Origin of the sequence: Umezawaea tangerina (genome assembly GCF_003002815.1) — a bacterium.
GTDB lineage: Bacteria > Actinomycetota > Actinomycetes > Mycobacteriales > Pseudonocardiaceae > Umezawaea > Umezawaea tangerina.
The window spans coordinates 82,558-97,880 of sequence record NZ_PVTF01000026.1 but is presented as its reverse complement, the minus strand read 5'-3'; the positions used below and the strand labels follow the sequence as shown (position 1 = coordinate 97,880).

The 15,323-nt window shown below is 69.0% G+C and carries 14 protein-coding genes; 1 reads left to right on the top strand and 13 read right to left on the bottom strand.

Translation table 11 applies throughout. The features are described from left to right. Window positions 1-91: 91 nt before the first annotated feature. The 3 genes from CLV43_RS46575 to CLV43_RS46565 all read right to left on the bottom strand — a co-directional run bounded on the left by CLV43_RS46575 (window position 92) and on the right by CLV43_RS46565 (window position 2,695). A complete protein-coding gene (locus CLV43_RS46575; protein WP_106196982.1) occupies window positions 92-775 on the bottom strand; it encodes a toll/interleukin-1 receptor domain-containing protein in 684 nt (227 codons plus the stop codon). 10 nt (window positions 776-785) lie between these two features. Continuing rightward, a complete protein-coding gene (locus CLV43_RS46570) occupies window positions 786-1,394 on the bottom strand; it encodes a hypothetical protein (RefSeq protein ID WP_146175172.1) in 609 nt (202 codons plus the stop codon). 164 nt (window positions 1,395-1,558) lie between these two features. Next, the gene (locus CLV43_RS46565; protein ID WP_245887546.1) at window positions 1,559-2,695 is read right to left on the bottom strand and encodes a hypothetical protein; all 1,137 of its coding nucleotides are present in this window, start codon (window positions 2,693-2,695) and stop codon (window positions 1,559-1,561) included. Between the two features lie 427 nt (window positions 2,696-3,122). Here CLV43_RS46565 and CLV43_RS46560 point away from each other — a divergent pair, with 427 nt between their 5' ends. Beyond that, a complete protein-coding gene (locus tag CLV43_RS46560; RefSeq protein WP_106196979.1) occupies window positions 3,123-3,701 on the top strand; it encodes a MarR family transcriptional regulator in 579 nt (192 codons plus the stop codon). A 1,037-nt stretch (window positions 3,702-4,738) separates the two neighbouring features. Here the strand turns inward: CLV43_RS46560 and CLV43_RS46550 are convergent. The 10 genes from CLV43_RS46550 to CLV43_RS46505 all read right to left on the bottom strand — a co-directional run bounded on the left by CLV43_RS46550 (window position 4,739) and on the right by CLV43_RS46505 (window position 15,322). After that, window positions 4,739-5,131 (bottom strand): hypothetical protein, encoded by a 393-nt coding sequence (locus tag CLV43_RS46550; RefSeq protein WP_211304892.1) that lies wholly within the window; start codon window positions 5,129-5,131, stop codon window positions 4,739-4,741. After that, entirely contained in the window at window positions 5,128-5,448 is a 321-nt protein-coding gene (locus tag CLV43_RS49920) for a hypothetical protein (protein WP_245887545.1), read from the bottom strand. Before CLV43_RS49920 ends, CLV43_RS46550 begins: the two co-directional genes overlap by 4 nt. Next, on the bottom strand, window positions 5,445-5,711 hold the full coding sequence (locus tag CLV43_RS49915; RefSeq protein WP_245887544.1) for a hypothetical protein: 267 nt from the start codon (window positions 5,709-5,711) through the stop codon (window positions 5,445-5,447). Before CLV43_RS49915 ends, CLV43_RS49920 begins: the two co-directional genes overlap by 4 nt. 328 nt (window positions 5,712-6,039) lie before the next feature. Further along, window positions 6,040-6,297: a hypothetical protein gene (locus CLV43_RS46540; RefSeq protein ID WP_106196978.1), complete on the bottom strand. Its 258-nt coding sequence runs from the start codon at window positions 6,295-6,297 to the stop codon at window positions 6,040-6,042. 368 nt (window positions 6,298-6,665) lie between these two features. Continuing rightward, on the bottom strand, window positions 6,666-8,444 hold the full coding sequence (locus CLV43_RS46535; protein WP_106196977.1) for a vWA domain-containing protein: 1,779 nt from the start codon (window positions 8,442-8,444) through the stop codon (window positions 6,666-6,668). Window positions 8,445-8,490: 46 nt separating this feature from the next. Further along, entirely contained in the window at window positions 8,491-9,723 is a 1,233-nt protein-coding gene (locus tag CLV43_RS46530; protein WP_106196976.1) for an AAA family ATPase, read from the bottom strand. Window positions 9,724-10,817: 1,094 nt separating this feature from the next. Next, entirely contained in the window at window positions 10,818-13,703 is a 2,886-nt protein-coding gene (locus CLV43_RS46520) for an AfsR/SARP family transcriptional regulator (protein ID WP_106196974.1), read from the bottom strand. A gap of 175 nt (window positions 13,704-13,878) precedes the next feature. Beyond that, window positions 13,879-14,289, bottom strand: a complete 411-nt coding sequence (locus CLV43_RS46515) for a hypothetical protein (protein WP_146175170.1) — start codon at window positions 14,287-14,289, stop codon at window positions 13,879-13,881. 38 nt (window positions 14,290-14,327) lie between these two features. Then, window positions 14,328-14,747: a hypothetical protein gene (locus CLV43_RS46510; protein WP_106197000.1), complete on the bottom strand. Its 420-nt coding sequence runs from the start codon at window positions 14,745-14,747 to the stop codon at window positions 14,328-14,330. Between the two features lie 56 nt (window positions 14,748-14,803). Continuing rightward, window positions 14,804-15,322 carry a TadE/TadG family type IV pilus assembly protein gene (locus CLV43_RS46505; RefSeq protein WP_245887542.1) on the bottom strand — a complete coding sequence of 173 codons (519 nt, stop codon included), beginning with the start codon at window positions 15,320-15,322 and terminating at the stop codon, window positions 14,804-14,806. Between the last annotated feature and the right edge of the window lies 1 nt (window position 15,323).

Genomic DNA, 15,323 nt, shown 5'->3' with positions numbered 1-15,323 from the left:
ACCGGGCGAACCAACGCCATCTCCTCCGGCCTCACCACCACAGAAGATCACATCACCGACACACCCCAGCACTCGACCTAACGAAGCCCTACTAGACGGCGACAAGTTCGGCGATCTTCTTGGCGACGACTTCCAGCGAGTCGTCCTCAGTGCTGAAGCCGTTGCGGGAGCCGAGGAGCGGGCTGACCGCCCGGATTTCGTCGTAGGTCACCCCGTGCGCGACGGGGATCAGCTGGTCGCGAGCCAGCAGCTCGGAGAGCTCCTTCTCGGACACGCCACCGCCTTCGATGCGCTTGAGGAAGGCGGGCGTGATGAGGGCGAGGCCGATGCGCGTCTTGGCCAGACCCTTGTCGATCTCCCGCATGAACGGCGTGCCGAGGACGATGTCCTTCTCGCTGAACCAGACCGACACGTCCTGCGCTTCGAGCAGGCCGTGCAGCTCGGTCGCGGTCTCCCGCCGGTCGTCCCAGGCGTGGCAGAGGAACAGGTCGTAGGACTTGGCGCGCGGACCGACCGCTTCGACCTGCCGACGGTAGCGATCCAGCGCCGCGACCTCGTCAGCGCTGTAGGTGACGGAGGAATTGGTCGGCGACCACCGCGGACGAGTCGATCGGCCGCCGCCACCTCCACCGCTGGACCCGCCACCGCTCGAAGCGCGCGGGGTCGACGAGGTGTAGGAGGACCGGGAATAGGACGACCGAGATCGGCCTCCATGAACAGGGCAGTTTGCGCCACCGCCACCGGTGTGGCCCCGTACGGGCGCTGTGCATCGCATGGGTTTGAGTCTAGCCGACAGTTTCCCTCTCCGTATCCAAAACCGCAGTTCGGCGGCTTGTATGGATCACCCGATCGCGGCTTGTGGAACACACCATGCCGATCAGGCAACTCCGCCGCGAGGTCGAGCACGCGCCGCGAACCCTGGGCGTGCGGATGAGCAGCATCGGCGTGGACGAGATCCCAGTACTACATCTCGGCTGAGCGTCTCGGCGGCGTCGATGTAGAGGCGCACCGCTGCGGCGATTGTGGGCGCGAGGGTCCACGGCCACCGTTCGTCCACACCGGCCCAGAGGCCGAGGGGCATCCACCGGCCCCGGTAGGCCCAACAGCATCTCCACGTCGGCGAGGTGCTCGTGGCCCGGCACGGCGGGGTCCCGCTCGGGTGAGAGGGGGCGGACGACGAGGTCGCCGTCGTGAAGATCGGCGGGTGGCTGGTCTGCCAGCCAGGTACCGGCGAGCAAGGCCACCTGTCCGGCGGTGTCGGGATCGATGTCGTCCAGGATGTCTACGGCGAGCACGAGCATCGCCCAGGCGTTGTCCGGCACGCGCATCGGCGTCGGCCCCAACGACGGCACGAGCAGCGTCACGTCGGCGGGCAACCACTCCCGCAGCAACAACACCGTCTCCTCGTCGGGGCGTGGCGGCTCGGGATGCGGTGCGGTGTCGTCGGGTAGCAGGTCGGTGTTGGGCGCGGCAGCAGCGGGCTGGTGGGGGTGGGACGGCGTCGAATTCGGCGGTCATGGCAATGTCGGGTCGGCGGGCGACGGCGACGGGCGGGGTGTCATCGGCGCAGGACGTTCACGCGCTCGCCGCCGAGCAACGGCTTGTCCTCCGGACCGGCGAAGTGCGGGTCGATCCAGATCGGGCGGTGGTCGCTGCGGCTGGGGTAGTCCTGGTTGCGCCAGTGCCAGCGCACGATCCACCGGTGCCGGTACTCGCGCATGCCCTTCTCGACGTCGTCGTCGGGGCGGTCGGAGGGCTCGGTCCGGGCACGCCGCAGGTCGATGTAGCGCACGGTGGGGTCGAGAACCGGGTCGAGGCGTTCGATCCGACGCCGGGCGGCACGGGGCGCGGTCATCGGTTCCGACCGCACCAGGGTCTGGCCCATCAACAACCATGTCGCGAGGATGGTGCGCTGCAAGGCGATCCTGGCGTCGGTGTCGCCAGAGGACTTGCCTTCCGACACCCCGCCCGGCCAGCCCTCCATCTCGGCGAACTCCATCGGTGTGAGGGCGCACCACTCATAGCCGTGCGGTGGGGTGAACGACGGCGGCACCTGGGCGCGTTCAAGGTTCGACAGGAATGTCGCGAGAACGTGGTCGGCGGTTTGGTCGGCGATCTCTTCGCTGTCGGAAGGTTTGTTGTCCGGCGTCGGTTCGGGAAGATTCCGGGCGGCGGCCGACCTTGCCCGCGCCAACATCTCGTCATGGGGTAGCTGCGCGAGTGCGCGTCCGATGCGGACGAGTCCCTGCTGTGATGCGGATGTGGTCGCCCAGGTGTGTACCCACAGACCGCCTCGCCCCGGTCCCCACGAGACGACGGTGACGTCGTTGTGGCGTCCGGCGGCTGTTCCCTCGACAGGCGGGTGCTCGTAGACCATGACCCCGATCTGCGCGGGCAGGTCTTCGGGGTGCAGCCGGCAGTCGGTCAGCGGGTCGGCGGCGTGGCGGGCGAGGTCGGTCATGTCGGCGGAGACGTAGAACAACTTCGCCGCCGGAAGCTGGATCGCGAGCGTTCCGGCGATGGTGGCTCCCACGTCGTCGACACGGTCGAACACCCGTGATTCGGTGACACCGTCAGGGCTGGGTCCGAGGAAGAAGCGGAACCAGTTACCCGCGCCGTCCAGCTCGGGGTCACGCGCCCAGTCGGTCATGCGTGCGCGGATCTCGGGCACGTCCCGCGCTGTTGCGGCGATCACGACGCGCCTCGGCGTTCCGCGGCATCGCTGATGCGCGCGAGGTGCCGGTCCGAGCTGCGGGCACCGCGGGCTCGGCCCGGCCTGCGAGTGGGCCGGCCGCGCTCCTTTCGGTTGCGCATTCGTCAACCCCCTTTGTTCCAATGGTTTGTGGTCGGGTCGACGTGTATGGACGCTTCGTGTGTGTGGAGGTGTCAATGCCCGTGCACGGTATGGCCACGAACTGGACCGGTTTGCACTAACGACGCCACGCGAACCGGCGAACGTCCACACGAGACAAGTGGTTTTTGATGTACCGCTTGACTTCATGCGCCGAAGGAAGCGTCCATAGTTGTGCGGCCCGAACCACCCACCGGATGCGCACCGGGGGCCGCACCCGCTCCGGCCGGGGCATGACCCCACAAACCCACGCCAGCACTGCGAGGTAGTCATGTCCACCAACCGCACCCTGCAAGCCGTTCCCACCCCGGCGACCGACCCGGCGAAGCCGCGCACGGAGACCGAGGAGAAGCTGTGGCAGGCACTCCGAAACCACCCTGGCAGCACCGCCACCGCTCTGTCCGCCACCGCCGGGATCGGTAAGTCCACGGCACCCAAGATCCTCACCCGGTGGGAGAAGGACGGCCTCGTCGCACGCACCGCTGGGATCGCCGACGGCGGTTCCCGTCCCGCTGACCGCTGGTCCATCGTCACGGACGACCAGCCCACGGACGACCAGCCGATCGACCAGCCCGAGCCCGACGACCAGCCCACGGACGACCAGCCGACCGACCAGCCCGAGAAGTCTCAGCGGTTGGCACCGGGGGCGTTGCGCGGCATGGTCGAGGACTACTTGCGGGACAACTCAGGCGACTTCAGCCCGAACGCGATCGGCAAGGCACTGAACCGATCCTCTGGCGCGGTACACAACGCGCTGGAGAAGTTGGTGGAGAGCGGCTATGCCGTGCGCAAGAGTGACAAGCCGAAAAAGTACTCCCTCGCCGCGACGGCTGTTTCGTCAACGGAGTAGCCCGTCCCGGTTCCGAACGGTCGTATCGCCTTCGTGCCTCCAACGTTCATCGTTGGAGGCACGAAGGCGCCCAGGGTTCATTCAATCCTGCTGATGATTTCGCAGAAGTTATGTGTTCCCCAACAGCGGAAGGGCTGCAATTTCCCTTCAGGCGGTGACTTCTCCGGTCCTGTGGCGACCGTCGTGAGGTGGGGCGGGGGTTGGCGCGCTTCATAGTCAGCGACGGCCGACGTAGCAGACGGCACGTCAAGCGCGGGGCGATTGTTCGGCAACACCCCGGCAGGATCACGGGGTTGGCCCAGGTTCCAACCATCGCACAGTCCCCACGGTCGTGCCGCACTGGAGTATGGAGCCCCTCGGGGGGGCACCGTGTGAGTGTTCGATCCAGAGCACGAGTGTTCATCCCTGAATGCCTTCGGCTTCACTGCGTGGTTAACGGGACTTTCTTGCAGGCGTGGAAGGGCTCAAAGAGGGGAAAGCGAAGGCTCGGCCGGCGAGCCCCCGGAAGGAGAGAAAGCCCCAAAGTTGAACGGGGCTTCGGGCCTGCACCCAGGAAGGGCTACGACCCGTAGGTCGTGGGTGGGTCGAAGTCGGTGCGGCGGTGTTGTTCTGCCTTGAGCGTGAAGGCCGGCCAGCGACCCGTCGGGGTCGCTGGTGGGTGGGGCTTGGTCGCGCCTAGCCCGTTGCCGGGCTGGTGGTTCGGGGTAGTTAGGAGTGGTCGTCCCACTGTTGGTTGGTGGGGTTCCAGATGGCCTCGGTGATGAGCCGGTTGAGGTCGGGTAGGCCGGGGCCGATCATCCAGCCGAGGCGTTCACAGTCGGGTCTCGCCGGGCCAGCGGCCGAACCAGGTGTCCTTGCCGCAGTTGTGGTTGCGCTCGCAGCTCAGCCGTTGCAGCCCAGTGCGGCAGGCACCTGGCCACGTCGCAGCCTTCGATGTGCGGTTGGCTGATGGCGACCTCGCAGTCTGGGCAGCGTGGCCGAGGTGCGGTGAGGTCTGTTGGGTCGGGCATGTGTTGTCGCGCCTTTCGATTCCGGTCCTAGTCGGGTTTGGTTTCGGTGTGCACGGTCGCAGCGGATTGTTGTCGTGGCGGGTGGTCAACGAGCGGCATCGCGTAGCTCCAGATACGGCCGGTGATCACCCACGCTCGACCACGGTCGAAGATGTAGCCCCAGTCCGTGGTGCAGCTGTGCGGCCACGACCACGGCCAGCCGTCGCGGGGGTGATGGCTTCGTCCCAAGCCCCGTTCGGTGAACACGGCGAGCAGGTCGAGTACGGCGTCGGCGAACGTCGCCGGGTCCGTGGCTTCCAGCAGGAGTCGGCCGGAGGCGAGGGCGCGCAGGGTTTCGGGGTCGGCGTTGCCGTGGAGGGCTCCGAGCCAGCGAGCCCGGCGTCCGGTTTCGTCGTAGAGGTCGGCGGTCGTCGGGATCATCGGCCGGGTGTGCGTTCGACGTTGGCGGGGTGCGGGAAGTAACAGTCCTGTGCGCCTCGGCTGGTGATGAACGGGCAGTCCTCGCGGTGGGCTTTGGTGAAGGTGAGGCTGTCGTCGGGGTGCTCGATGATGTGCAGTGCCCCGCCCCAGGTGCAGGCCCGGTCGATGTCGTCGGGATCGATGCGTGCCTCGGCGTTGAAGCCGGCGCTGGTGGCGAGCAGTGCGCTGATCGCTCCGTGCACGTGCGGCAAGATGGTGCGCGTGGTCGGCGGGGCGGCAAGGATCTTGGCGGCGCGGCGCAGGAGGGTGTCGGTCAAAGGTCCGAGAACGGTGGTCGCGTGGACTGTGAGGCTGGGGCCTGGGGTGTCGTGCCACCAGTTGGCGGGTGCGTTGACGGCGAGGCTCGTCCAGGCATCTGGTCGTTGAGTACTTCGGCGACCGCGCAGCTCTGGTTGACGTAGTAGTCGCGTTCAACGCGGGCTCGGACGGTGCGTCCGGCGAGTTCGACGACGCGGGTGTAGTGGTAGCGGTTCGAGCTGGCTCCGGCGGCCTCGTCTCGTTCGGTCATGGCGATGGTCATCACGGTTCTCCTTGTGGCGGTGAGGGTTCAGCGGGTCGCGAGTTCGGTGCGCAGGTCGGCCAGGAGGCGGTTGTCGCGAGCGCGTCGCCACAGGTGCCAGCCGTTGACGGTGCAGCCGGACAGGTGGGTGGCGAGCGCGTTGACGGCGAGGTCGTGCGGTACGTGGTGCAGGCTCCGCCCGCGCCGACGGTGTGCCCGTCGAACACGACCTGCTCACCCGACTCGACCAGTTCCGGCGTTGAGCAGCTCGGCGAGACCTGTCGGCGGCGACCTCACGCCGCGGCCTCGCCGACCGAGGGCAACTCGGCGGGCACGGTCGAGGTCGTGGTCATGCCGACCACCCGAGGACGTCGGCGGCGATCGCAGGCAGGTGGCCGACCTGTTCGCCGGTGCCGAGCCACACCACGGGCGGGTCGGTGGGTGGTGTGCCGTCGCCTTCGGCGTCGTCGGGCGTGCACACCACTCGCGCGAGAGGGTGTTCCATCGGGTAGCCGGGTTGGGCGGCGATCCGTAGGGGTGTGGTCGGGTCGTAGCCGGACAGGGCGGCGATCACATCGCCCACGGTCGCGAGTGGGGTGTCGGTCATCGTGTGCTCCTGGACATGGATCGGTTGCGGACGGGGCGGTTGGGTCACCAGTCCCAGGTGTCCTTGACGCTGCCGGGCAGGTAGCCGGTTTCGTCGCCTTCGCACAGCCACACGATTTCCCTGGGGGGGTCTCGTCGTCACGTGTGACGTGTGCGGTCGCGACTCGCACCTCGTCGACTGTGTAGGTCGTGTATTCGAGGGTGGTGGAGATCCAGCGGACCGGGCTGTCGGGGTTGCAGTTCTGCAAGGCGGCGATCAGGTCGCTTACGGTCGCGAGTCGGGTGTCGGTCATCGTGATCACCTCAGGTGTTGCGGTCGGTTGGTGGCGGCGGGGTCCGGGGCGGGTGCACCGCCCCGGACCGGGCGGGCTAGCGGGTGGCGCGCAGGGCGGCGGTGGCGGCGTGTCCGATGGCGCGGGCGGTGGTGGCGGGGTCGGTCAGCACATGCACGGTGGCCCCGGCGAGGGGGCTGTCGTGTGTGCTGGTGGTCAGCCACAGCACGGCGCACCCGGACGCGCGCAACCGGTCGAGTGTGCGTTGCCCGTCGGTGCGGGGCTGGTAGCGGAAGTCGCCGTCGGACACGATGACCACCAGCCGTGCCGCGCCGGGGCGGGAGAGCCCGAGGGCGCCGTCGAGGGCGTCCAGCGCGACTGGGATGTCCTCCCAGTTGTCGTTGGAGCAGAACTCGGTGACCTCGGCCGGTGGCTTGCCGGGGCGGGTCAGTGGGCGCACGTGGTGGCCGAAGATCACGCTCGCGGTCTGCGCGGGCACCGTGGTGTGGCGGGCGGCGTTGGCCAGGATCCACGCCGCCGAGGCCACGTGTGCGCGTGCCCATCCCATTGAGCCGGACACGTCGCAGGCCACCCCGACCCGCAACGGCGGGACGGTGACCGGGGTGCGGGTGGTGCGGGTGAACGGTTCGGCGGTGACCACCGCCCCGGCGGCGCGTTGGGCTTCGGCGGCACGCACCCCGCGCATCCGCAACCGTCCCGGTGGAACTTCCGAGGTGGACTTGACCGCGACCCGTTCCCGGATTCCGGCGGTGTCCAACGCCCGCGCCAACACCCGCGCGGCAATGCGCTCCTCCGATGTGGGCGGGCGAGTGCCCGCTATCCGGGTGCGGACGGGGCGGGGACCACCGGCGGCGAACACCCGCCGCGCCGTCTTCTGCGCCTTCTGGTCGGCGGCGTCCTCGTCCGCCTTCTCGGCGGCGGCGACGGCGGCGGGGTCTTCGGGTGCCTTCTCGCGCGCCACCGTCGCCGCGACCCCGTTGAGCACGGAGGCGATCGCGTCGGCCAACGGCGACGGGTCAGGGGCGTTGGGGGTGCCGGTGCCGGGGGTGCCGGACGGGTCGGGGGTGCCGGACGGGTCAGGTGCGGCGCCGGGGTCGGCGGGGGTTTTCGGGTCGGTGCCGAGGATCTCGCACCACTGCCGGCCGAGGTCGAGCATGGTCTCGCCGTCGTCGTCGGCCGTGCGCAACGCCGTACGCCACACCGCCCGCAACCTGCCCAACACCTCGGCCCCGAGCACGTCCTCGACGACACGGGCGACCGGGGCGACCTCGGCGGGAGTGAGCACTCCCCCGTCGGCCCGTCCCAACAGCAGGGCGGCGGTGTGTGCGGCGTGCGCGGGGGTCATTCGTGGTGCGGTGGCGGGGTCGGCGAACAGGTGCAGGTCGGCGGCGACGATGCCCTTCACGCACGCCCGCAACCAGTGCCGGTCATCCGGGCGGCGGCGGACCTGCGCGGCTTCCATGCGCGGCTCTTCCAGCAGCATGGCGGCGGCGACCACGCCGGGCGGGGCGCCGTCCGGCGGTTCCCACACGGTGTGTTTGGCGTGCCCGCACTCGTGGGTCAGGGCACCCCACGCCGGGGCGTAACGGGTCCGGTCGGACAGGTTCGCGGGGTCCACGGTGGCGGGGTCCACGCCGAGGCGGTCGCCGTCGACCTCGATCAGCGCGCGGGCGGGGTAGAAACACGCCGGGGCACCCCCGCCCGCGCCGGGGGCGACGGTGACCAGGAGGTCGTCGCGGTCGGCGATGATCGGGACCTCGTCGGCGAAGGCGGCGGACAGGGTCAGCCATTCCGGGCGGGCGGGGAACACGGCGGCACCGGTGGCGGTCGGGTCGGTGGCGAAGTGGGTGCTCACGGTTGCGGTCCTTTCACGACGGTCGCGGGCGGGTCGGTGCGGGGTGTCAGGGTGTCGTGGTGATGCGGGCCCCGAGGGCGAGCGGGGCGACGGTGCGCCCGAAGGCGTCGCGCACCACCGCGGCGACGGTGGCGCGGTCCTCCTCCGGGGCGATGCCCACGAGGTTCCCGGCGGCGGCCTCGGTACCCAACACGGCGGCGATCTTCTTGAACGCCAACAACTCCCGCAGTTGCGGTGCCCACCCAACCTCGCCCTTCTCCTGCCGGGTCGCCAGGTTGCGCGCCACCCGCACCGCCTTCTTGTCCACACCCAACTGGTCGGCAAGTTCGTAGTCGCTGGACACCTGGACCTGCACCGAGAACCGGGACGACAAGGCATCGGACAACACCGCGCCGTGTACGCCGGGGTTGTGTCCGGCGATCACGTAGAACCCCGGCGCGGCGTCGACGACCTCGCCGCCGTTGGCCTTGATCACGATCTGCCGGCGGCCGTCCATCGCGGGGTAGACCACGGCGAGCACGGTGGGCGGGATCAGGGTGGCGTCGTCGATGAACAGCGGCACACCCTCGCGCATGGCGCGGACCAGCGGACCGTGCACGAACACGAACTCGCCGTCCGGGGTTTTGGTGTAGTCGCCCACGAAGTCGACGACCACGGTGTCCCCGTCGCCCTGGACCGTGAGGCAGTCCGGGAACGCAGCCTCGATCACGCTGGTCTTGCCCGTGCCGGGTGGCCCGTACATCAGCGCGGCGACCCCGGCCTCGCGCAACCGCCGAAGTGCGGTCACGTCCGGCATCCCGGACAACAACCGGGGGTGGTACTCCGTCCCGTTGGGACGCATCACCGGACCCGTCACCGCCGCCTCCAGGCCGGTGGTGGTCCCGGCCGTCCCGGATGGGGCCGGGGCGGCCGCCGGGGCCGGCGCGGGAGTCCTAGGGCGTAGCGGGCGCAACCTGGGTGCCAACACCGGCACGGCAACTGTGGCGGGTGCGGCGGCGGATGCCGTGGTCGCGGTCGCCCTGTAGGTCAACGGCGTGGTCGCCCCGGCCTGGGCCTGTCCCCTATCGGCCAACACCTTGCAGGCGTTGCCCACCGCTCCGGAGGAACGGTTCAGGGTGTGGGCGATGGTGCGCGGGGTGAGGTCGGTGCCCGCGTTGTCGACGAGGACTTTGGCGACCATCGCGCGCAGTTCGCCATTGCGCAGTCGGGACGGCGACGCACCCGGCGGGGCGATCGGTGGGGCGGCAGGTGCTGAGGCGGGCGTGGCGGGCGTGATCATCGCGGGCGTTCCTTTCGGGTGCGGGGCGGTGTGGTCAGGCGGACGCGAACGGGGACTCGGCGGGGTCGGTGGCGGTTCCGTCGTCATTCGTCGCGGTGTCGACATAACACATGACGGGCTCCCCGTTTTCGACATGGCTCGCGCCGGGTGTGGCATTCGGTTTGATTTGCAGCCCCTGACTACAATTCAATTATGACTCTGCACCGCACGTCATGCAATAGATTTGGCAGCTCATTTCAAGACTCTTTTCGAATGTTCACCCCACTATCGCTTCCGTAATCACCAACCGGCACGCCGTGCATTGCAATTGCCACAGGTCAACATTTCCGCAGGTCAGGAGACATGAAAGGCCAAGCAAATCGCGACCGCAGCCGAAAGCAAGCGATATATGAATAGGCCGATAAAAGGAGCTTGAAATACAAAAGAACAACAGAGAGGGTCAGGACAAGCAAGAACAATGCAGAACACGACAGCAGCCCCGACAGGGCAAGCAGCCAGCCACCAGCCCGCCCCGATGTGTTCACCGGCTTGTGGACAAGCGAGTCTGGGATACCAGCGGATCCCCTTGCAGCCCTCCGACCGGCATCTTCACTGCCCAGAGGGGGTGGCGTTCTAATAGGATCCCCAACCTGATCCCCAAGGTGATCCCCCACATGAACCCCCAACGGATGCGGCCTCGTGCGTAGTCGATCTTCAGGCCAACCACTGGAACCGATACCCACCGGAGACGAACCGCGCAGGCATGGTCACGTCAGTGTCGGCCACGGGGAAGGCTCTGCCGAAGGTGGCGACGAGTGAGTGAGCCGTAACCCGAAGAGCCTTTCCGAGGGCCAGCGGGCACCCACCATCCTGGTGATACTCCGAGACGCCCACCGCGTCGGATAAAGACTCTTTCCACGGTCAACTCGCACTCTCAACGAGAATTTGGCGGCAAACACACTATGCTGCACGGTAGCATTCTGATACGGACGTCTGAAATCGCACATTAACAAGGTTTCACCTCGCTTCGGAGTTGCGGCAAGTCTTTCCGCCGGAAGTCCTGCACTCGCCGACTCCAACGGTTGTCGAGGTATCGACGCTGGCGGAGCTTCTGCTCAAGCGGACTCCTGTCCCGACTCGCCGGGCGCGTCGTGACGACGGCGTAGCCGGTCAGCCAGGGCGACGGCCTGCTGTGTGGGTCGGTCGTCGACTTCGGCCAGTCGGGTGGTCAGCAGGGTCAGGGTGCGCGTGATGGCGTCGAACTGCCCGAGACGTTCCTGTAGTCGCATGATGTCGCGGTAGATCAGCTCGTTGTGCGGGTCGAACGCCCGCGCGATCTCCAGCAAGTCCAGGGTTTGCTGCGGGTCGTGCCCGATCAGAGCGCGGGCGAGGGCTGCGACGGCGTCGATGGCGTCGATGGCGTCGCGGCGGATGGCTTCGCGGGCGGTCTCGATCCAGTCGGTGCTCATCCCGTCGGCCAAGGGTCCGGTGTAGCTGTCGACGACGCGCCGGTACGCCTCAGTCCGGTCGGCGTCGGTGGTGGCGACACGGCGGGCGACCACGGCGGCGGCAAAACGGTGGTAGTCGACCTCCACCAGGCCGGGGTTCAAGCGGTAGCGGCCCTCACCGACCAGCACGACATCCGACAACGCGTTCTCTGTGGCCTGCGCCACCGCGCGGCGTACGCGGCTGAGGCTGGTGTTCATCGCGTTGGTCGTGCGCTCTGGCGGGTTCGTGGCCCACAAGGCGGCGATGAGCGCCTCGCGGCTGGCGCCGTCGGGGTGCAAGGCCAGAAACACCAGCAGTTCTCGCAGGCGCGGCTGGAACGCCGAGGTGATCTCGCGCTCGGTGGCCTCGCCGCCAGGGAAAGCTGTCGCGCGACGCCACCACACCCTTGGTGGCCCCAGCACGCTGATGCGCAATGGCATCGACTGGTCATGGCTGTGGCTTTCGCCGTCGGATTGGACGGACAGTTCTGCTTGCGGGCGAACAGGATGGAGAGGACGCAGCCGAAATGCCGGTGACCTCACAAGCGCGGACCCAAGGATCTCCAACTCGCCATCGCTTTGCCGGTTGTCGTTGCCTTCGGCTGCCGGAAGTTCCAAGTCCGTGTCAGCAACCGATCCGTTGATTGCGGCCTCGGCGAACGTGTACTCGTGATCGTCCGCTGTCGTGCTACGACCTGTGACCATGCCTGCGGGGTCGGCATGGCGCAGCAGGGTCAACAGGTCGGCGGCGTGGTCGTCGCCAAGCCGGAAAACGCGCGTGCCGCGCAACGGCTCGCCGAGGCCGGGGCTGGTGGTGGAGATGGTGCCGTCACCGCGGACGTAGGCGGTCACACCCGCGTTCCACTGGCCCAGCAGCAGCCCGGTCACGCCCACGGCCGAACCGTTGTCCAGCACCGCTTGCACCCTCCTGACCTGGCGACCAGGAGCACGGGCAAGCAGCACGACAGGCCCCCACACTCGATCGGCGGGCGGAGCTTGACCGACACGCACCAGGGTCTCGGACTCGAGCATGTCCAAAGCGGCGTCGAGGTCAGTCGTCACGTGCAACCCCGCTGGGAGCGGCGCATGGGCGGCGCGCCTGCCGAGCATCGCCACGAGGTCTTCGGCCGGCACGATCACCGCGGCCGTTTTGTCCGTAGTGGTGGGTGCCGTGCTCAGGATGGTGATAACCAGCGCACGGACCGCATCGGGAGCACCTGCGCCGAGCAGACCCAAGCCCCGCACAGCGGCCAGGTCCGCGGCGACCTCGCGACCGTCCCGCACGCCGACCGGCACCTGGTCCTCAATGCCGTTGCCATGGGCGCCGAGCACGATCGGCGGCCCCCAGGCGCGTGGCGTTCGCGCACCCGGCCGGTCGACGTCAACCTCGTTGTTGTCGTCGTGGTCGGCGCGCAGGTGTGCCAGCCGCAGTTGGTAGACCACCGGGGCGACGGGCAGGTCGCTGCGGTCGCCGCTGCCAGGCCGGTAGCGGCGGCGCTGGTGACGGCGGGCTACGGCGAAGGCGGCGCTGACCGCCGCGGCAACGCCGAGACCGACGAACAGCTCCTCGCCCCACCTGAACCCCGGCTCGCCGGATGCATCCGTGCTCGGCGACGTCCGGGTTGCCGGTGACGCCTGCGTGGTAGTAGCTGGAGGCTGCGTCGTAGAGGGCGCAGGGCTCGTCGTGGTGGGTGCTGCTGGGGTCTCGGTAGGAGTGGGCGATGAACCGGGTGGCGCGGGGCCGATGGCTGCGTCTTCGGGCAGAGCCATCTCCTCGCCGGGAAAGATCACGCCAGGGCGGGTGAAGTTGCCGCCGTCAGGTTGGGGTTTGCCTTGGTTGAGCGCGTAGATTTCCGGCCAGCGGTGGCCGTCGCCGAGGGTGCGTTCGGACATCCGCCACAGCGAGTCGTGCACCCCGGTCTCCGGGGTGTACGGGAGCACCACGGCGGACTTCGCGCGGCTGGTCCGCTCGACTGAAGGCGTGGACGCCTCTTGGCGGTGCTGCACGCCGTGGGTGGTCTGCTGCGCTCCGGCCAATGCTGTCCAGTCGGACGGTGTGCCCCGTGGAGGAGCTGTGGCCACCACCTCGTTCATGGCAGCTCCAGTGGCGGACGAGGTCGCGGACAGGCCGGCTCGTTGACCGAGGATCGAGATCAGGACCGCTCCGACGAGCACGGCCGCGACCCGGCGCGTCGGCCCGGTCGCCAACAGCTCCGGCATCCGCGCGTCGCGGATGATCCCGACCGCGTAGCGGGCGACGTCGAGGGTGAAGAAGGCCCAGACGAGCCAGGTCAGGCAGGCCAGGAAGTCCAGCAGGAACACGGTGGTCATCGGGCCGAGCAGCACGCCCTGGATCTCCGCCCAGGTGGGCAGGTGATCCGGCAGGGGCCAGCCAAGGAAGTGCGTCAACGCCCACGGCAGTCCGGCCAGCAGCGCGACCAGGACCGCGGCAGCAAAGAGTCCGCGCACCAGTCTCGCGAACCATCCGAGCGCCTGCCCGGTGCCCTGCCACATTCGACCTCGGGCTCGTAGTCTCCGGCGGGAGGTGCTCGGTGATGCGGCCATGAGGTGCTCGTTTCCTCAGCAGAACTGGACTTGTTCGCTCACCGCCGCCGTCACGTGACGGCGGCGGGTCAGCGGCGTTGGCGAATCCCGCATGGGAGGCGCGCGTGCGGTTAACTCGCCTTGGCTACAAGCCGCTCCGAGACGCCTGCACAGGCGGCGGCCAGACCCCCAGGCGAGTCGGGCATCCGCTCAGAGGTCTGAGTCCTCGGTCCCGAGGAACCGCGCGTGTCCCCTCGGTCATGGACGCTGTCGTGGTCTTCTTTCGCCTGCCGCGGGTGGCTTTGCGGCCTTCAAGCCATCCGGTGAGGTCGGATGGCTTGAGGTCGGTGAACGCCGCCAACTCGTCAACGTCGATGACGTCCTGGGCATCGGCCACCACCTCGCCGAGCTCGCGCTCCACCACGGCGAGCTGGGCGACGATCGAGGCCCGGTGCCCCGCGAGTTCTCCGACCTGCTGCGCGGCAGCTGCCCTGCGGGCGCTGCGGGCAATGTCGATCTCCTGAACGCGTTGGCGGATCTCCTCGGGCGTTGCCATGCTGCTTTCCCTTCTGCGAGCGGTGAACTGCTGTGTTGTCATGGGTCGATCGCGGTCACCCCGCGCTGCGGGTGTGCGCTGCCTTGGCCGTGCACTTGGAGCGAGCCGATGCCGATCAGTCCGAGCAGTTGAGTGGTTTGCGAGGCGGTCACGGTGACCGTGACGGTGTCGCCGGAGATGGTCACCGTGCCGGTGGCGCCCTCGGCGGCCAAGTGCGCCTGGGCGTTGGCGGCCGCTTGGGCGGGTACGAGCCGGAGAGTGCCGTCGCCTCGGTAGGTGGTGAGGTCGATGGCCTGGGCTCCGGCGCGGGCAGCGGCCTCGGCCTGGCCGTTGGCCCGCACTTTTGCGGCTAGCGTGAGGCCGCCGTCGAGGGTGAGCCCGGCCAAAGCCAGGATGCCGACGGTGAGCACGACGACGAACGCCGTAGCCCGGCCGTCGTCGGCGCGCCACCAGAGCAGGCGCGTGCGCCACCATGTCGACCACCGGCTGCGCCGGGTGTGGCGGGCTCGCCTGTTCACGGCCGGCTCCAGGTGTTCGGGGTCGAACGCCAGAGATCCACAGGCTCGATCGAGGTGGCCGACAGGGTCTTGCTTCCGGGCACGCCGAGGACCAGGGCGTCGCCGGAGTCGACAGTGCAGGCCACGGTCACGCTGACCGTGCCACCGGGGCGCAGGTCACCGGTCGCGGTGCTCACGGACAGGGACGTGCACATCACTCCCGCCGAGGACAACGCGTCCGCCGCGGTGGACTGGGCAGCGGTGGACGCGGTGGCGGGGGCGCGTTCGACGCTGGCGGCGCGGGCGGCCTGGTGGGCGGCGTCGTCGATGCGGATCCGCGCGTCCACCCCTCGGTGGACGACCACCCCGATGAACACCAGGAACATGACCAGGAACGGGGCGGCGATGGTGATTTCGGCGGCTACCGAGCCGTCGTCGGCGCGCCACCACGCTGCCCAGCCCCGCCGGTCGGGGCGTGTATGGCCATGCCGCCGTTCCGGCGGTGCGCCCGGTGTGCGGGTCGTCTGCGCGGTCATC

Bases quoted from the DNA above. Each gene is read 5' to 3' on its own strand.
- CLV43_RS46575 (WP_106196982.1), bottom strand. From the start codon at position 775: ATGCGATGCACAGCGCCCGTACGGGGCCACACCGGTGGCGGTGGCGCA.
- CLV43_RS46560 (WP_106196979.1), top strand. From the start codon at position 3,123: ATGTCCACCAACCGCACCCTGCAAGCCGTTCCCACCCCGGCGACCGAC.
- CLV43_RS46550 (WP_211304892.1), bottom strand. From the start codon at position 5,131: ATGATCCCGACGACCGCCGACCTCTACGACGAAACCGGACGCCGGGCT.
- CLV43_RS49915 (WP_245887544.1), bottom strand. From the start codon at position 5,711: ATGACCATCGCCATGACCGAACGAGACGAGGCCGCCGGAGCCAGCTCG.
- CLV43_RS46540 (WP_106196978.1), bottom strand. From the start codon at position 6,297: ATGACCGACACCCCACTCGCGACCGTGGGCGATGTGATCGCCGCCCTG.
- CLV43_RS46530 (WP_106196976.1), bottom strand. From the start codon at position 9,723: ATGATCACGCCCGCCACGCCCGCCTCAGCACCTGCCGCCCCACCGATC.
- CLV43_RS46520 (WP_106196974.1), bottom strand. From the start codon at position 13,703: ATGTGGCAGGGCACCGGGCAGGCGCTCGGATGGTTCGCGAGACTGGTG.
- CLV43_RS46515 (WP_146175170.1), bottom strand. From the start codon at position 14,289: ATGGCAACGCCCGAGGAGATCCGCCAACGCGTTCAGGAGATCGACATT.
- CLV43_RS46505 (WP_245887542.1), bottom strand. From the start codon at position 15,322: ATGACCGCGCAGACGACCCGCACACCGGGCGCACCGCCGGAACGGCGG.